This window comes from Rhodococcus sp. AQ5-07 (assembly GCF_009707305.1).
Lineage (GTDB): Bacteria > Actinomycetota > Actinomycetes > Mycobacteriales > Mycobacteriaceae > Rhodococcus_F > Rhodococcus_F erythropolis.
On the sequence record NZ_CP046099.1, the window covers coordinates 1,289,754 to 1,304,938 of the forward strand.

General features: G+C 63.5%; 18 protein-coding genes. 13 read left to right on the forward strand and 5 right to left on the reverse strand.

Annotation, left to right across the window (positions count from 1 at the left end):
* The first annotated feature begins 68 nt into the window (after positions 1 to 68).
* Together GJB56_RS06110 and GJB56_RS06115 are read left to right on the forward strand one after the other, a co-directional pair.
* Positions 69 to 2,840, forward strand: coding sequence for a DNA translocase FtsK (locus GJB56_RS06110; RefSeq protein ID WP_019748180.1), 2,772 nt, complete (start codon positions 69 to 71; stop codon positions 2,838 to 2,840).
* Between the two features lie 45 nt (positions 2,841 to 2,885).
* A complete protein-coding gene (locus GJB56_RS06115) occupies positions 2,886 to 3,866 on the forward strand; it encodes a TerC family protein (protein WP_019748181.1) in 981 nt (326 codons plus the stop codon).
* Positions 3,867 to 3,876: 10 nt separating this feature from the next.
* Here the strand turns inward: GJB56_RS06115 and GJB56_RS06120 are convergent, their stop codons facing one another.
* Together GJB56_RS06120 and GJB56_RS06125 are read right to left on the reverse strand one after the other, a co-directional pair.
* Positions 3,877 to 4,161 (reverse strand): YciI family protein, encoded by a 285-nt coding sequence (locus GJB56_RS06120; RefSeq protein ID WP_019748182.1) that lies wholly within the window; start codon positions 4,159 to 4,161, stop codon positions 3,877 to 3,879.
* A 59-nt stretch (positions 4,162 to 4,220) separates the two neighbouring features.
* Entirely contained in the window at positions 4,221 to 4,745 is a 525-nt protein-coding gene (locus tag GJB56_RS06125) for an amino-acid N-acetyltransferase (protein WP_019748183.1), read from the reverse strand.
* Between the two features lie 120 nt (positions 4,746 to 4,865).
* Between GJB56_RS06125 and pgsA the strand changes: the two genes are divergently transcribed.
* The 5 genes from pgsA (at position 4,866) to pspM (ending at position 8,318) form a co-directional block, all read left to right on the forward strand.
* The gene (gene pgsA / locus GJB56_RS06130) at positions 4,866 to 5,507 is read left to right on the forward strand and encodes a CDP-diacylglycerol--glycerol-3-phosphate 3-phosphatidyltransferase (RefSeq protein ID WP_019748184.1); all 642 of its coding nucleotides are present in this window, start codon (positions 4,866 to 4,868) and stop codon (positions 5,505 to 5,507) included.
* Positions 5,504 to 6,001: a CinA family protein gene (locus tag GJB56_RS06135; protein ID WP_019748185.1), complete on the forward strand. Its 498-nt coding sequence runs from the start codon at positions 5,504 to 5,506 to the stop codon at positions 5,999 to 6,001. Before pgsA ends, GJB56_RS06135 begins: the two co-directional genes overlap by 4 nt.
* Before the next feature lie 90 nt (positions 6,002 to 6,091).
* Complete coding sequence (locus tag GJB56_RS06140; RefSeq protein WP_003942191.1) at positions 6,092 to 6,472, forward strand: helix-turn-helix domain-containing protein; 381 nt, start codon at positions 6,092 to 6,094, stop codon at positions 6,470 to 6,472.
* A 156-nt stretch (positions 6,473 to 6,628) separates the two neighbouring features.
* Positions 6,629 to 7,441 carry a phage shock protein PspA gene (pspA, locus tag GJB56_RS06145; RefSeq protein ID WP_003942098.1) on the forward strand — a complete coding sequence of 271 codons (813 nt, stop codon included), beginning with the start codon at positions 6,629 to 6,631 and terminating at the stop codon, positions 7,439 to 7,441.
* 31 nt (positions 7,442 to 7,472) lie between these two features.
* The gene (gene pspM, locus GJB56_RS06150) at positions 7,473 to 8,318 is read left to right on the forward strand and encodes a phage shock envelope stress response protein PspM (RefSeq protein ID WP_020907518.1); all 846 of its coding nucleotides are present in this window, start codon (positions 7,473 to 7,475) and stop codon (positions 8,316 to 8,318) included.
* A gap of 39 nt (positions 8,319 to 8,357) precedes the next feature.
* Here the strand turns inward: pspM and GJB56_RS06155 are convergent, their stop codons facing one another.
* The 3 genes from GJB56_RS06155 to GJB56_RS06165 are packed head-to-tail and all read right to left on the reverse strand — an operon-like array spanning position 8,358 to position 10,243.
* Positions 8,358 to 8,963, reverse strand: a complete 606-nt coding sequence (locus GJB56_RS06155; RefSeq protein ID WP_019748187.1) for an energy-coupling factor transporter transmembrane component T family protein — start codon at positions 8,961 to 8,963, stop codon at positions 8,358 to 8,360.
* The gene (locus tag GJB56_RS06160) at positions 8,960 to 9,640 is read right to left on the reverse strand and encodes an energy-coupling factor ABC transporter ATP-binding protein (RefSeq protein ID WP_021333596.1); all 681 of its coding nucleotides are present in this window, start codon (positions 9,638 to 9,640) and stop codon (positions 8,960 to 8,962) included. The genes GJB56_RS06155 and GJB56_RS06160 overlap by 4 nt, the downstream gene beginning before the upstream one ends.
* Before the next feature lie 6 nt (positions 9,641 to 9,646).
* Positions 9,647 to 10,243, reverse strand: a complete 597-nt coding sequence (locus tag GJB56_RS06165; RefSeq protein ID WP_019748189.1) for a biotin transporter BioY — start codon at positions 10,241 to 10,243, stop codon at positions 9,647 to 9,649.
* A gap of 225 nt (positions 10,244 to 10,468) precedes the next feature.
* Between GJB56_RS06165 and GJB56_RS31335 the strand changes: the two genes are divergently transcribed.
* From GJB56_RS31335 to GJB56_RS06190, 6 genes are all read left to right on the forward strand, one after another.
* On the forward strand, positions 10,469 to 10,657 hold the full coding sequence (locus GJB56_RS31335; protein WP_020907519.1) for a hypothetical protein: 189 nt from the start codon (positions 10,469 to 10,471) through the stop codon (positions 10,655 to 10,657).
* A gap of 17 nt (positions 10,658 to 10,674) precedes the next feature.
* Positions 10,675 to 11,388 (forward strand): PIG-L deacetylase family protein, encoded by a 714-nt coding sequence (locus GJB56_RS06170; protein ID WP_019748191.1) that lies wholly within the window; start codon positions 10,675 to 10,677, stop codon positions 11,386 to 11,388.
* A 73-nt stretch (positions 11,389 to 11,461) separates the two neighbouring features.
* Complete coding sequence (locus GJB56_RS06175) at positions 11,462 to 12,100, forward strand: TetR/AcrR family transcriptional regulator (protein WP_019748192.1); 639 nt, start codon at positions 11,462 to 11,464, stop codon at positions 12,098 to 12,100.
* Positions 12,101 to 12,102: 2 nt separating this feature from the next.
* Entirely contained in the window at positions 12,103 to 13,653 is a 1,551-nt protein-coding gene (locus GJB56_RS06180; RefSeq protein WP_060938478.1) for a glycerol-3-phosphate dehydrogenase/oxidase, read from the forward strand.
* 12 nt (positions 13,654 to 13,665) lie between these two features.
* On the forward strand, positions 13,666 to 14,829 hold the full coding sequence (locus GJB56_RS06185; protein WP_070797202.1) for a glycosyltransferase: 1,164 nt from the start codon (positions 13,666 to 13,668) through the stop codon (positions 14,827 to 14,829).
* 52 nt (positions 14,830 to 14,881) lie between these two features.
* Entirely contained in the window at positions 14,882 to 15,076 is a 195-nt protein-coding gene (locus GJB56_RS06190; RefSeq protein WP_003942185.1) for a DUF3046 domain-containing protein, read from the forward strand.
* The last annotated feature ends 109 nt before the right edge of the window (positions 15,077 to 15,185 follow it).

The following is a 15,185-nucleotide window of genomic DNA, read 5'->3' on the forward strand; positions in this document are numbered from 1 at the left end:
CACTCGCGACCAGTGTTGCTGGTGTTGCGGATGGTCCAGATGGGGTCGCACAGACTAGCCTGAACTCCATGGCAGGTAAGTCGAGCGCCCGGGGATCCAGTACAAGCACGTCCACGTCCAGGGCATCGACCAGGTCGTCAGCCTCCACTCCGAGTGCGCGCACGACCGCAAAACCTCGCACCTCGCGCACCACACGGACCGTGTCGACTCCTCGGAACGTCACGACTTCGGCCAGGGCTGGTGGGCGCCCGGCCTCGGGCAAAGGCTCCAAGCCAGCGCCCAAGAAGGCCTCCGGTACGTCGTCGGCCGCGCGCCGCCCGGTATCGAAAACGTCTCAGCGGGCCAGCCCGTTGGCGGCTGTCGGCAAGGGAATCGGAGCCGGGTGGTCCCTGGCTGCCCGCGGCGTCGGCGCCACCACACGCACCGTCAGTAAGGTCGGCGAGATCGAAGCCGGCCACCGCCGCGACGGAATAGCGCTCGGCCTGATCGCATTCAGCGTCGTCATCGCCGGCGGCGTCTGGTTCAAGGCCGGTGGTCCGATCGGCGGCGGCATCGACACCCTTGTGCGCGCTATCTTCGGCGCGGCCTCGGCCGTGCTCCCCATCGTCGGCGTCGGCCTCGCGATCCTGTTGATGCGCACAGAACCGAAACCTGAGATCCGCCCCCGACTGATCATGGGATCGTTGCTGGTCGGTCTGCCGGCGCTCGGCCTCTGGCACATCATCTCGGGTTCACCGACAGACTCCACCGGTCGCTCCAACGGAGCAGGGTTCGTCGGGTACGTCGTGGGGGGCCCGCTCACCAACGGGCTCACCGTCTGGCTGTCTGCGCCGCTGCTGGTCATCGCCGCCGGATTCGGAATCCTCCTTCTGACCGGAACCACGCTGCGTGAGGTGCCGAGCAAGTTCCAGTCCTTCTTCGGTGCCTCGTATCGCTCGGACGAATACGGCGACTACGGATCCGAATTCGACGAGGATGGCGAGCACCACTACGGCGAATCTGCTTACGATCCTTCACTGTTCGACGCCGACGGCTACCCGGTCGACACCTACGCCGAGCCACCGCTCAAGCCCGCCAAGCGGACCAGCCGACGCGCACCGATCGACAACTACCCGACGGACGAGTTCGAATCCGGCGACAAGAAGACCGAAGTACTCGGTCTGTGGAACGCCGACGACACCGCAGTACCCGACGAGCCCGTCGTGGCTGCTGCCGCGCCCGTCGTGGAGACTCCGGCGCCGCGCCCCAAGGTGCCGGCCCGTTCCGTCCCTATCGCCAAGCCTGTGCCGAAACCCGAACCGGAGCCGGAGGAGAAGGAACACTTCGTCACCGATCGGGTCACCGACGGCGACTACAACCTCCCTCCGACGACGTTGCTGATCGAAGGGGACCCGCCCAAGCTCCGCAGTTCTGCGAACGACGCGATGATCGAAGCGATCAGCGAGGTCCTCGAACAGTTCAAGATCGACGCCGCCGTTACCGGATTCACCCGAGGCCCGACAGTGACGCGGTACGAGGTCGAACTCGGCCCAGGCGTGAAGGTCGAGAAGATCACCGCGCTCGCCCGCAACATCGCCTATGCAGTGGCTACCGACAACGTCCGTCTCCTGGCCCCCATTCCGGGTAAGTCCGCGGTGGGCATCGAGGTACCGAACTCCGACCGCGAAATGGTTCGCCTCGCCGACGTGCTGAACGCGCCGAGCACCCGACGCGATCACCATCCACTGGTGATCGGTCTGGGCAAGGACATCGAAGGTGACTTCGTCAGTGCCAACCTCGCGAAGATGCCCCACCTTCTGGTGGCAGGTTCGACCGGCTCGGGTAAGTCGAGCTTCGTGAACTCGATGCTCGTCTCGTTGCTCACCCGAGCAACGCCGGAAGAAGTACGGATGATCCTCATCGACCCGAAGATGGTCGAGCTCACGCCGTACGAAGGTATCCCGCACCTGATCACGCCGATCATCACTCAGCCGAAGAAGGCCGCGGCAGCGCTGGCCTGGTTGGTCGAGGAGATGGAACAGCGTTACCAGGACATGCAGGCCAACCGGGTGCGTCATATCGACGACTTCAACTCCAAGGTCAAGTCCGGCGAAATCACCGCCCCGCTGGGCAGCGAGCGCGTCTACCGTCCGTACCCGTACATCCTGGCAATTGTGGACGAGCTGGCCGACCTCATGATGACCGCTCCCCGCGACGTCGAAGAAGCGATCGTCCGCATCACGCAGAAAGCCCGTGCTGCCGGTATCCACCTGGTGCTGGCAACGCAGCGCCCCTCCGTCGACGTCGTCACCGGCCTGATCAAGACCAACGTGCCGTCTCGTCTGGCGTTCGCGACGTCTTCACTGACGGACTCGCGAGTCATCCTCGATCAGCCAGGCGCCGAGAAGCTCATCGGTATGGGTGACGGCCTCTTCCTGCCCATGGGTGCGGGTAAGCCGACCCGTATGCAGGGCGCGTTCATCACCGACGAAGAAATCTCGGCGGTCGTCGACTTCGCGAAGAACCAGGCGGAGCCCGAGTACACCGAAGGTGTCACCGCGCAGAAGGCCGGGGAGAAGAAAGACGTCGACCCCGACATCGGCGACGACATGGATGTCCTCTTGCAGGCCGTGGAATTGGTGATCACCAGCCAGTTCGGTTCGACGTCGATGCTTCAGCGCAAGCTGCGAGTCGGGTTCGCCAAGGCCGGCCGACTGATGGACCTCATGGAAAATCGTGGCGTCGTCGGACCCAGCGAGGGCTCGAAGGCCCGCGAGGTACTCATGAAGCCTGAGGAACTCGACGGTCTGCTGTGGTCGATTCGCGGCGGCGACCCGGATGAGGCACCCGCAGACGAGTAGGGACACCTCGGCGGACAAGCCGTCGACAGACGACCGGAGGAACCCGTGCATGTGACGCCGTTGGCTTGGGGAATCACGATCGTGGTGATCCTCGGCCTGTTCGTCTTCGACTTCTTCGCCCACGTCCGCACGCCGCATGCGCCGACCTTCCGGGAGTCCGCGTTCTGGTCGACGGTCTACATCTCGATCGCCATCGTCTTCGGCCTCGTCGTGATGTGGATCTGGGGCACCACGTACGGCGGTGAGTACTTCGCCGGCTATGTCACGGAAAAGGCGCTCTCGGTCGACAATCTGTTCGTCTTCGTGATCATCATGTCGACCTTCGCGGTACCACGAGAGTTCCAGCAGAAGGTATTGCTGATCGGCATCGTCCTCGCGTTGGTGATGCGCGGAATCTTCATCGGTGTCGGTGCCGCCGCCATCAACGCATACAGCTGGGTGTTCTACCTCTTCGGTGCGTTCCTGATCTACACCGCGTACACCCTGATCCGCGATCACGGGCATGAGAAGGAAGCCGAGGAGAAGCGCGACAGTCGCATCATCTCGCTCGTGAAACGGGTGCTGCCGACTACCGAGGAATACGACGGCGACAAACTGATCACCCGGATCGACGGCAAGCGCGTCGTGACTCCGTTGTTGTTGGCGCTCATCGCAATCGGCTTTGCCGACGTGCTCTTCGCGCTCGATTCGATTCCGGCGATCTACGGTCTGACTCAGGAACCGTATCTGGTGTTCACCGCCAACGCCTTCGCACTGATGGGCCTACGGCAGCTGTACTTCCTGATCGGCGGGTTGCTCGAACGGCTGGTCTATCTCTCGTACGGGCTCTCGATAATCTTGGCGTTCATCGGTGTGAAACTGGTACTTCACGCGTTGCACGAGAACACCCTCTCGTTCGTCAACGGAGGTGAACACGTCTCCGTGCCGGAAATCTCCACGGCACTCTCACTCGGAGTGATCATCGGAGTATTGGCGGTGACGACGGTCGCGAGCCTGTTGAAGACTCGCGACCGGGCCGGGGAGTAGGCCGACGCTCTCAGGCGCTGAACTGACCCAACACCGGAACCCACTCGGTGATCCGGACCTTCTCGATCAAATCGGCGATCGCGAACGGGTCGTGGGTGAAGAGGAGTGAAACGGTGTCGGCGTCAGCGGCGTCGACGATGATCAGCGCGCCGTTTCCATCTGCAAACGGGCCAGATGACAGAACGATCGAGCGGGAAACCAGATCCGCGAGCCAGGCGCGGTGATCGCTGCGGACTTCGTCGCGCTGAGGGGTCTTCTCGGGTGCGTAGGTGTATTCGACGAGGAACAACGACATCGTGAACCGCTTTCGGAGGCTGGTGATCGAGACAGGTGTGTTTGAAGAGTCTGAACGGTTCAGAGAGTCAGGAGCATGCGAGTATTGCCGAGTGTGTTGGGTTTCACATAGCTCAGATCGAGGAACTCGGCGACGCCGGCGTCGTAGGACCGACACATTTCCGCATAGACCTCGGCGGTGACGGGAGTGCCGTCGATCTCCGCGAATCCGTGACGGTGGAAGAACTCGGTCTCGAACGTCAAAACGAACAACCGTTCCAACTCCAATTCCTTGGCGACCTCGATGAGTTTGTCGACGACGTGGAAACCTGCGCCCTGCCCTTTCGCAGTCGGATCGACTGCTACGGTGCGGATCTCACCCAGGTCCGCCCACAGCACATGCAGTGCGCCGCAGGCGATTACCTGGTCACCCCGCTCGGCGACCCAGAACTCCTGGACTGCCTCGTACAGCGTCACGAGATTCTTCTCGAGGAGGATCTTGCCGGCGTAGATGTCGATCAGACGCTTGATTTCGGGGATGTCCGACGTTCGCGCGCGACGCACGATCAACTGGCTCTCGGTATAGGTCGGCGCGGTCGAAGTCATGTGGTGCACATTAGTCAATGGCCCTACCGATATTCTAAGTCGCGTGCCTGTCCGCCCCACGCAATTCCCGCGCCGCTCGGCTGTATCCCGGGTTCGGCTCACCGCCTGTGCGGTGATCCGATGAGTACCCCGCGCGATCAGACCGACGCCCATCGCGCCGCCGTCGGCCCGTCCGACGGCACACCTGTCGCGGACAACCCGGTTCCGTTGCTGAACATCGCGAACATTCTCACGATGATCCGAATGGTTCTTGTTCCGGTGTTTCTCGTTGTTCTGTTCGTCGACGGCGGACACTCGACGTGGTGGCGTCTCGGGGCGATGGGCGTGTTCATCGTCGCCGCGATCACGGATCGGATCGACGGCCAATTGGCTCGGAAGTACGGTCTGGTCACCGATTTCGGGAAACTCATGGACCCGATCGCGGACAAGGCGCTGATCGGAGCCGCGCTGATCGGGCTCTCGGTTCTCGGTGATCTGTCGTGGTGGGTGACCGGAGTGATCATCGCCAGGGAACTCGGAATCACGCTGCTGCGGTTCGCGGTTCTGCGGCACGCGGTCATCCCGGCGGGCAAGGGCGGCAAGCTCAAGACCCTCGTGCAGGCCGTTGCGATCGGGTTCTACCTCTGCCCGCTGCCGAGCAGTTGGGACATCGTCAGCGGGCTGCTGATGGCCGCTGCCGTCGTGCTGACGGTGGCGACGGGAATCGAATACATCGTGCAGGCGATCAGGCTTCGCGCCGGAGTTCGCGCAGTCGAGTCATGACCGACCCGCTGCTCGGACTCGGAGTGGTCGAACTTGTCGAGGCCCTCGGCGCCGCGAAGCAGACTGTCGCCGCCGCCGAATCTCTGACAGCAGGGCTGTTCACGGCTGCAGTCGCGTCGGTGCCGGGGTCGAGCGCGGTGCTGCGTGGGGGTCTGGTCGTGTACGCGACCGATCTGAAAGCAACACTGGCTGGTGTGGATCCAGGCCGCCTGGCAACGGACGGCCCCGTGTCCGAGAGCACGGCGGTGGCATTGGCGCTCGGCGCCCGGACGAAGTGCGGTGCGGACTGGGGTATCGGTCTGACCGGAGTCGCCGGTCCGAGTGAGCAGGACGGACACCCGGTCGGAACAGTGTTTCTCGGTATCGCCGGCCCTGACGGAACCGAATGCGAACCGCTCGCGCTCGGCGGCGAACGGTGGGAGATTCGGACAACCGCGGTCGCGACTGCCGTGTCGCGGTTGCGTGATCGTGTCGTAGAGCGTGCGGCACGATAGGCTCGGGAACCAATCGGATGTGTTCGGACGTTGACGATTGTGAAGACGTACGACCATGCACGATGAGGTCACGGATGAAGGAGGAGCGAGATGGCGCTGCTATTGCGTGAGGCAATCGGTGACAGTCTCCGGCGTACGCGCGTTTCGCAGAGCCGCACGCTACGTGAGGTCTCGAACAGCGCGCGTGTGAGCTTGGGCTATCTGTCCGAAGTGGAACGTGGACGTAAGGAAGCATCGAGCGAATTGTTGGCGGCGATCTGTGATGCGCTCGCAGTCCCACTGTCCGACGTGCTGGTCGACGTGAGCGAGACCCTGGCCACGAAGAAGAGCGCTCCGGTAGCTGGTCGGCAGGTTGCCGAACCTGCCGTGTCGGCTTCCGGCTCTGTCTCGGCTTCCGGTTCGCCGACTATCGCACGCGATACCCGCGTCGTGATTCCGGCACCGAACGCTCGAAGGTTGGCGGCGGCGTAGCCACTACCGGCCGTAACCGATAGATTTTGTACGTAACCGCCGGTTTCCAGCAGGTGGGGTCAGAGCAGATAGGGCGCAGCCCTTGTTTCGGTGCGCGACGGTCGCGCTCCGGGTCGCGTTCGGCGCGGCGCATCAGATGGAGGCAGGATCAAACCAATGGCTAATCCTTTCGTCAAGGGCTGGAAGTACCTGATGGCGCTCTTCAATTCGAAGATCGATGAGAAGGCAGATCCAAAGGTTCAGATTCAGCAGGCGATCGAGGACGCACAGCGCCAGCATCAGGCGTTGTCCCAGCAGGCTGCGTCGGTGATCGGTAATCAGCGTCAACTCGAGATGAAGCTCAGCCGTCAACTCGACGAGGTCGAAAAGCTCAACGCCAACGCGCGCCAGGCAGTCAACCTCGCCGATCAGGCCGCTGCTGCCGGCGACAACGACAAGGCGATTCAGTACACCAACGCTGCAGAAGCTTTTGCGGCCCAGTTGGTGACGGCCGAGCAGGGCGTCGAGGATCTGAAAGCACTGCACGACCAGTCCTTGCAGGCAGCCGCTCAGGCCAAGAAGGCCGTCGAGCAGAACGCGATGACACTGCAGGCAAAGGTTGCCGAGCGCACCAAGCTGCTCAGCCAGCTCGAGCAGGCCAAGATGCAGGAGCGCGTGAGCGAGTCCCTTCGTTCCATGGACAGCACGCTGTCGGCTCCGGGCAACACACCCAGCCTCGATGCTGTGCGCGACAAGATCGAACGTCGCTACGCTGACGCACTCGGCTCTGCCGAGCTCGCCCAGAACTCCGTTCAGGGCCGCATGATGGAGGTCCAGCAGGCCTCGGTCCAGATGGCAGGGCACAGTCGTCTCGAGCAGATTCGTGCATCCATGAAGGGCGAGGCGCTGCCGTCCGGCGGCGCAGCAGCCACTCCCGCGACTCCGTCCGTCGAAAAGCAGCCCCCGGCTGCCGGTCAGACCGGGCAGTAGCCGAATCCTCGATGTCGGCAGTGATGCTCTGATGTTTTCTTCACGAGACGGTCGATCTGGGCGTGAGCCCCGGTCGGCCGTTCCCGTTTCCGTATCCGGCGCTTTCGGAGCCTTGGGACGCACCGCGGATACATTGCGCGAGGTCGGGCTTTCGGCGGCGGATGCCGCTCGGCGGTGGCAGGACCCGCGGGCCAAGTTCGAGCGCAAGCGTGCCCGTGCGCGCCGACGCGCTCAGCGTTGGGGTTTCATGTCCGGCGGATCCGTGGTCGGCACGGCCGGCCTCGCTGTCGCGTCGGCTCCAGAGTGGTCGGTGGTCGTGGCAGGCGGGGGAGCGGCACTGTTCGCGGTTCCCGCCGTGATCGCGGTCGGCCGCTACCGTTCGATGAGTTCCGGCCCGCCGCCGTCAGCGCCGATTCGCCGGCGGCTGCCACCGTCGTCGTCTCGCGCGTTCATCCCGATGTCGCGCCTCATCGGCGCCGAGACTTCGCTGTTCGAGATCTTGAGTGTGCTCAGACGCGCCGACACCATCGACCCCGGTGAGTTGGACGAAATCACTGTTACCGCCGATTCGGCACTGAGAGCGATGTTCGCGGTGTCTTCGGATGTCGTCGCGATGGAACGCGCTGTGGCCGCGACGCCGAAGGTAACCGAACCTCTTGATCCCACCATCGACGGCGCAGTCCGTGAGTTGCAGTCGGGGTTGGATCAGTACGAGGATCTGGTGACTTCGGCAGCTGCTCTGACAGCGCCTCACAGCCCGTCGGCGCTCGTGGGATTCAACCGAGAGCTTTCGGCGCTGCACGCGGCCGCCGAGCGGCTCTCGGCGCTTGCCGACGCCATCGGCGAGGTGGACGACATCACCCGCAAGTACAACTGATCGGCTCTCGCGCCTGATCAATGCTCCCTGTTCGACATCTCAGTCGTCGGCGCCGCGGGCCGCCAATGCTTCGCCCATTGCGTCCGCGGTCATCAGGGTGCCGACGATGACCGGCACTGCGAAGGATCGCAGCGAGAATCCGAGCCCTCGCGCCTTGCGTGCCTCGGACACCTGTGTGATGACCTCGAACATCAGCGGGATACACCGGATCGTCATTGCGAGGAGCAAGGCGATCCGTTCGGGATTGACGCCGAAGCGTCGCAAGGGTGTCAGAAATCTGGTGATCGCGTCGAGCATCTCGGAGATCCGTGTGGTCAGACCCATGATCGCCGCGAAGGCGATCGAAATGATCAGAACCCCGCAAACGACGGCCGCTCGCTGCCATCCCGCGACTACCAGCTGGAACGCCCCGATGAAGAGCAACATCCACAGCGCCGGACGCAGCTGCCGGATTGCAGTCATCGGAGGAATGCGCGCAATCGCGTACAGGGCCACAACTACGATCGTGGGAGCTGCCAGTTGCCACGGCTCACGCACGAAGATCGAGACGGCGAGAATGGCCACGACCAAGGCGAAGAGCTTGATTCCCGTCGGCATCCGGTGCAGGAGTGAGCAGCCCGGTCGGTAGACGCCGAGAGTGGTCACGAGACCAACGACCGGTAGTGATCGATGGAGTCGGCGGGGGAGCCGTCAGCGACGACGCGGCCTTGGTCGACGACCAACACCCGTTCGAAGGATTCGAGGAGATCGAGTTGGTGGGTCACGACGATCAGTTGCTGATCGAGTGACGCGAATACCGAGCTGATCAGCCGAGAGTTGCGAAGGTCGAGGAGCGTGGTGGGTTCGTCGGCGACGAGTACGTTCGGTTCCGTCACCATGATGGCCGCGAGCGCGAGGAGCTGTTTCTGCCCGCCCGAAAGCTGGTGGGTGGGATGGTCGGCGTGCCCGGCGAGGCCGTAGCGTTCGAGCACCGAGGCCACCTTTGCGGCGCGCTCGGCTTTGCCCAATCCGCTACGGCGGAGCGAGAATTCGATGTCCTCGGCAACCGTCGGCATCACGATCTGGTGGTTGGGATCGGTGAAGACGAATCCGACCTGCTTGCGTACGTCGCGGCCCTTCTTCGCCGTGTCCAAGCCGTTGACGTGGACGTGTCCTTCCGTTGGAACGACCAGTCCGTTGATCATGCGAGCGAGGGTCGACTTGCCGCTTCCGTTCGCACCCACGATTCCGATTCGCTGCTCGCTCAGTCGCAGATTTATCTGCTGCAGGACCGTTCGTTCACCGAAGCTGTGTCCGACGTTCTCGAAGACGATCTCACTCATCGGAGATTAATTCGCCACCACGGTCTTGTTCGACGAGATCACCGAGTCGCGCAGCAGTGCTGGGTATGCCCGATGAACCTGGGACGCGACCAACGCGGTGACGACCGCTTTTGCGGCGTCGAGAGGAATGAAGGCGGCGTTGGCCGACCATGCGGCAACGAAGCTCATGTGTCCGCGGACCATCATTCCGACGATGCCGAACGCGTAGAGAATGACCACGCCGCCGAGAAGGTTGATGCCGATGCCCGCGATGATCCGGTACTTGGGCAGCATCTTGGCAGTCAGCCATCCGATGACAAACGCCGTCGGGATCCAACCGATGAGGAATCCGGCTGTCGGGCTGGAGAGAGACACGAGTGCGGTGCGACCGCCGGCAAGGACCGGTAGACCGACTAATCCCAGGGCAATGACCGTCAGGACGGCGAGAACACCCTTGCGCGGTCCGAGTAGAGCGCCGGCCATCATGACGCCCATGGACTGAAGTGTGATCGGCACGCCGGAAATGCCGATGTTGATCGACCCGGGGAGGCCCAGCGCGATGATGAGTGCGGCGAAGACGGCTACATGCGCGAGATCGCGAGCGGGGAAACGGGTCGTAGACACTGCGGACGTGCTCCTTCGGCATACGGGATCGAACTTCGCGAGTTTACGCCAGGAGCAAGCTCCGATGGGTTGGACACCTGACCTGCGTGAGGGCCGGTCTCGGGGTGAACCCTGATCTTTACCTGAACTTGCCGCTGAGCTGCTGCTTTGTCACGCCAGACCTGTCAGGCTGGTTCTACGGATGAAGCAGCACCTGTCCGATTCGACTGATTATTCAACGGCACGTTGGAGGTAAGCATGTTTTGGAAGATCGTTTTGGCCGTCGTCCTGGTGTGGGTCGCACTCGCGGTGGTCGGTGCCCTGATCAAGGGGCTTTTCTGGGTTTTGGTTGTCGGCGCCGTCGGCTTCGGAATCTATTTCCTGGTGAAGGCGATGTCGGGAAGTGACGACAATTCGCCCGCTTCGCGGTTCTGACGGGCAAGATCTGCCCTATGGAAAACTTCCCCGAGGACTGGCAGCGCGCGATTGTCATCGTGGCGCATCCCGATGACATCGAATACGGCGCAGCCGCAGCAGTGGCGCAGTGGACCGATCGCGGCAAAGACGTGCGATATGTCCTGGCCACGCGCGGCGAGGCCGGAATCGCCGGTCTGTCGCCCGAGGAGTCCGGCCCGGTCCGCGAGGAAGAAGAGCGTCGCTCGGCCGCGATCGTCGGTGTCAGTGAGGTGGAGTTCCTCGGCCTGCCCGACGGTCGTCTCGTGGAAGGCTTGGAGTTGCGCTCGACTCTCGCCGCAGCAATTCGTCGTCACCGCCCGGAATTAGTGGTGACGATGAACTTCTCCCATACCTGGGGACCTGGCTACCTCAACAGCGCGGATCACCGAGCGCTCGGGATCAGCGTCCTGGACGCGACCGCTGATGCGGCGAACGAATGGATCTTTCCGTCATTGACGGCGCAGGGACTGGCGCCGTGGTCCGGCGTTCGGTGGGTTGCGGTCAACACGATGACTCCTACACACTGCGTCGACGTGACGTCGACGGTCGATCGCGCCGTGGATTCGCTCGCGGAACATGCGCGATATCTGGCGGCGTTGAGTTCCACGCCGATCCGGGAACAGGCGCGCGCACAGATCGACATGGTCAGCGGACCGAAGCCTGGATTCGACGCCGAGCGCGCAGTTGGTTTCGAGTTGTACTATTTCTGATGATCTCTGAGCGAGAGAACTCGCAAGTCCCGACGGGATTACCGGTGACTTGTCCGGTATTGTGTTACATACGATGGTAATCCGTAACGCAGATGGCCCAATTGTCCCTCGCAAGGCAGACGGTCAGCGCATCCCCAGCCGCGAGATCGACGACGTGATTCTCGACGCAGCAAGGTCGTGTGTCCTCGATTTCGGAATGCAGCGAACCACACTGGCGGAGATCTCGCGTCGCGCCGGCGTGAGCCGGCCGACCGTCTACCGGCGATGGCCGGACACGCGAGCCGTCGTCGCGGATCTGCTCACCCGGGAGATTCGATCGGTGCTGCCCGAGGTGACCTTCACCGGGTCTGCGGCCACATTGCTCGTGGAAGCGATCGGGGACGTCGTCGGCCAGATTCGCGACCATCCGCTCTTCGTGAAGATTCGGCACGCTGATCAAGAGTTGCTCACCACCTACATCGTGGACCGACTCGGCGCGAGCCAGAAGTCGATTCTCGAACTGATCACTTCCGTCGTCGCTGCCGGTCAACAAGACGGTTCGATTCGCGAGGGAAGCGTCAACGAGATTGCGGCGATGGTTCTACTGATGGCTCAGTCCGTCGTCATCTCCGCACCGACTCTCGAGCCGGAACTTTCCGCCGACGCGTCGGTCGAGCAACTCAGACATGCGGTCGCTGCGTATCTGGCACCTGCAAAGAATTCGGGAGAATAGCTGTGGACCCTCGAGATTCAGCAGGCAGTGATTCAGCAGGCGGCGATTCAGCTCTCAATGCACACCGGCGTACTCGTGAGCTCGAGCAGTTGGCGAACGGCGATTCGGTTGACGTCCTGGTCATCGGCGGCGGAATCACCGGTGTCGGTGTCGCTCTCGACGCCGTGACTCGTGGGCTCAGTGTTGCGCTGGTCGAAAAGCACGACCTCGCGTTCGGCACCAGCCGCTGGAGTTCGAAACTGGCACACGGCGGCCTTCGGTACCTGGCTTCCGGCAATGTCGGTATAGCGCGTGAAAGTGCGGTCGAGCGCGGCATTCTCATGACGCGCACCGCGCCGCACCTCGTTCGCGCCATGCCTCAACTCGTACCGCTGTTGCCCGAAACGTCGTTCTTCGGGAAGGCCCTGGTGCGTACCGGTTTCCTGGCCGGTGACGCTCTGCGCATGTCGGCGCGAACCCCGGCTTCGGTTTTACCCAGATCACGGACGGTCAGCGCTGCGCGGGCGCGCGAATTGGCTCCCGCGGTCAAGCAGGAGAACCTACGAGGCGCCTTGACCGCGTTCGACGGGCAGCTCATCGACGACGCCCGGCTCGTCGTCGGCATCGCCCGAACCGCAGCGTCCTACGGCGCGCGAATCCTGACCCGCGTCGGTGCATACGACGTATCCGGAACGTCGGCCACCTTGCGCGACGAGTTGACCGGGTCCGAGTTCTTGATGCGTGCCCGCGTCGTGGTCAATGCGACCGGTGTCTGGGCTGATCAGGTCGACTCCAGCATCACCCTGCGCCCCAGCCGCGGGACGCACCTGGTGCTCGATGCAGCGCGATTGGGGAACCCCACGGCAGCACTGACCGTGCCGATTCCCGGCGAGACCAACCGTTTCGTCTTCGCGCTGCCCGCGCAGCTCGGCCGGATCTACCTCGGGTTGACCGACGAAGCAGCGCCGGGACCGGTGCCCGACGTACCGACGGCGTCCGAGGACGAGATCGACTTCCTGCTCGACACCGTGAACACGGCGTTGGAAGTTCCGCTGACCCGTGAGGACGTCTTGGGGACCTTCGCGGGTCTGCGTCCGCTGCTGGACACCGGTGAAGGCTCGACGGCCGACCTCTCGCGCAATCACGCTGTAGTCCGTTCGGACTCGGGCTTGGTCACGGTGGTGGGCGGAAAACTCACGACGTACCGCAAGATGGCCGAAGACGCCGTCGACGCCGCGGTCGAGGTCGGATCGCTGAGCGCCGGGGCGTGTCGGACACGCGCGTTGCCGCTGGTAGGCGCTGCATCACCGGTGGAATTGAAAAAGATCAAGGCACCGGCGTCGTTGGTGGCGCGATACGGCGCAGAGGCCGAGGTCGTGGCCGCGGCGAGCAGCGATCGACTCCGATCGGTTGCGGACTTGGAGATCTGCGGCGCCGAGTTCGATTTCGCGGTATCGCATGAAGGCGCACTCGACGTCGACGACGTCCTTGATCGCAGGACGAGAATCGGATTGGTGGCTTCGGATCGCGAACGCGCACTGGGTGCGGCGGAACAGGCCTTTCACTCGGTGTGACACTCTGATCCGGTGCGTGTAGCCGTTGTTGCCGGGCCGGACCCGGGTCATGCTTTTCCCGCAATAGCGTTGTCGCTGGCGTTGATCCAGGCCGGCGACGACCCGATTCTGTACACGGGGACCCGGTGGGTCGAGGCAGCGCGAGCGGCCGGCGTGGAATCCGAGCCTCTCAAGGGCTTGGCCCCGCGGCCGGGAGACGACGATCTTGATGCAGGCGCTCGGATTCATTCGCGCGCCGCCTATATTTCCACCGAACTGCTTCCCGACCTGAAATCCGTCTCCCCGGATCTCGTCGTCTCCGACATCCTCACTGCCGGAGGCGGATTGGCCGCCGAACGACTCGGCATCCCCTGGGTGGAACTTTCGCCTCACCCGCTGTACTCACCGTCGCGGGGGTTACCGCCGATCGGCAGTGGGCTCGCGCCCGGCATCGGAATTCGTGGTCGACTTCGCGACACCCTGATGCGCGCCGCAACAGGACGTTCGATCAAGCAAGGGTTGGCGCAGCGCTCGCAGGCCCGTGTCGGCATCGGGCTACCCGCCCTGGATCCAGGCCCGCATGCTCGCCTGATCGCAACACTTCCGGCACTGGAAGTGCCGCGTCCCGACTGGCCGGAGCACGCTCACGTCGTCGGCCCGCTTCTCTGGGAGCCGACCGAGGTGATTCTGGATCCACCGCCAGGTGACGAACCGCTGGTTATGGTGGCGCCCTCCACGGCGCACACCGGCGCAGTGGGAATGTTCGAGGGCACGGTCGAAGGACTCGGCGGCGCCGGTGTGCGGCTGATCGCGTCGATGCTCGACGGAGCCGAAGGCGAGCATCCCGATTGGGTTCGTGCAGGTCTCGGACGCCAGGACGCGATGCTGCGTGACGCGTCGGTGTTGGTGTGCGGCGGCGGGCACGGCATGTTGGCGAAGGCCTTGCTGGCCGGCGTGCCGACGGTCGTCGTTCCCGGGGGTGGGGACCAGTGGGAGTTGGCCAATCGCGCTGCGCGGGCAGGGACGTCGGTGATCGTGCGGCCCGCAGATGCCCGCTCGATTCGCGATGCCGTACTGCAGGTGCTCTCCGACAAACGATTCGCGGAAGCTGCGATGTCCGCTGCCGCGACTGCGTCGCAGGTCACCGATCCGGTGGCGGTGTGCCGACAGGTGGTCAACGGCGGTGTGACGGCGTGAGCATGTTGCGCCTGAATGCAGGTGCACCGCTCTGTGGACTACGGTGGCGGCTGTGCGGTTGACCGAATTTCATGAAATGGTGCGCGAAGAGTTCGGGCAGGTACGAGGCGACTCGATGCTGATCGACCATGTACTCCAGAGTCTCGACGGAATGACTGCTGCGGAGGCCGTCGAAGCAGGTTGGGAGCCTCGCGAAGTGTGGCGTGCGCTCTGTGTGGAGTTCGACGTACCGCCCGCCCGCCGCTGATTTTTTCGGCGTGTCGAACGCCTCCCATCTTCTGTTCGAACACGTGTTCGTCTATGCTGAAGCTGTTCGGTGGTGACGCTCCTTTCGTAACTGCGAACTTTCGGTTATC

Coding starts and splice junctions, on each gene's coding strand:
- GJB56_RS06110 (WP_019748180.1), top strand. CDS start 69: ATGGCAGGTAAGTCGAGCGCCCGGGGATCCAGTACAAGCACGTCCACG.
- GJB56_RS06120 (WP_019748182.1), bottom strand. CDS start 4,161: ATGTCGTTGTTCCTCGTCGAATACACCTACGCACCCGAGAAGACCCCT.
- GJB56_RS06125 (WP_019748183.1), bottom strand. CDS start 4,745: ATGACTTCGACCGCGCCGACCTATACCGAGAGCCAGTTGATCGTGCGT.
- pgsA (WP_019748184.1), top strand. CDS start 4,866: ATGAGTACCCCGCGCGATCAGACCGACGCCCATCGCGCCGCCGTCGGC.
- GJB56_RS06135 (WP_019748185.1), top strand. CDS start 5,504: ATGACCGACCCGCTGCTCGGACTCGGAGTGGTCGAACTTGTCGAGGCC.
- GJB56_RS06140 (WP_003942191.1), top strand. CDS start 6,092: ATGGCGCTGCTATTGCGTGAGGCAATCGGTGACAGTCTCCGGCGTACG.
- pspA (WP_003942098.1), top strand. CDS start 6,629: ATGGCTAATCCTTTCGTCAAGGGCTGGAAGTACCTGATGGCGCTCTTC.
- pspM (WP_020907518.1), top strand. CDS start 7,473: ATGTTTTCTTCACGAGACGGTCGATCTGGGCGTGAGCCCCGGTCGGCC.
- GJB56_RS06160 (WP_021333596.1), bottom strand. CDS start 9,640: ATGAGTGAGATCGTCTTCGAGAACGTCGGACACAGCTTCGGTGAACGA.
- GJB56_RS06170 (WP_019748191.1), top strand. CDS start 10,675: ATGGAAAACTTCCCCGAGGACTGGCAGCGCGCGATTGTCATCGTGGCG.
- GJB56_RS06175 (WP_019748192.1), top strand. CDS start 11,462: ATGGTAATCCGTAACGCAGATGGCCCAATTGTCCCTCGCAAGGCAGAC.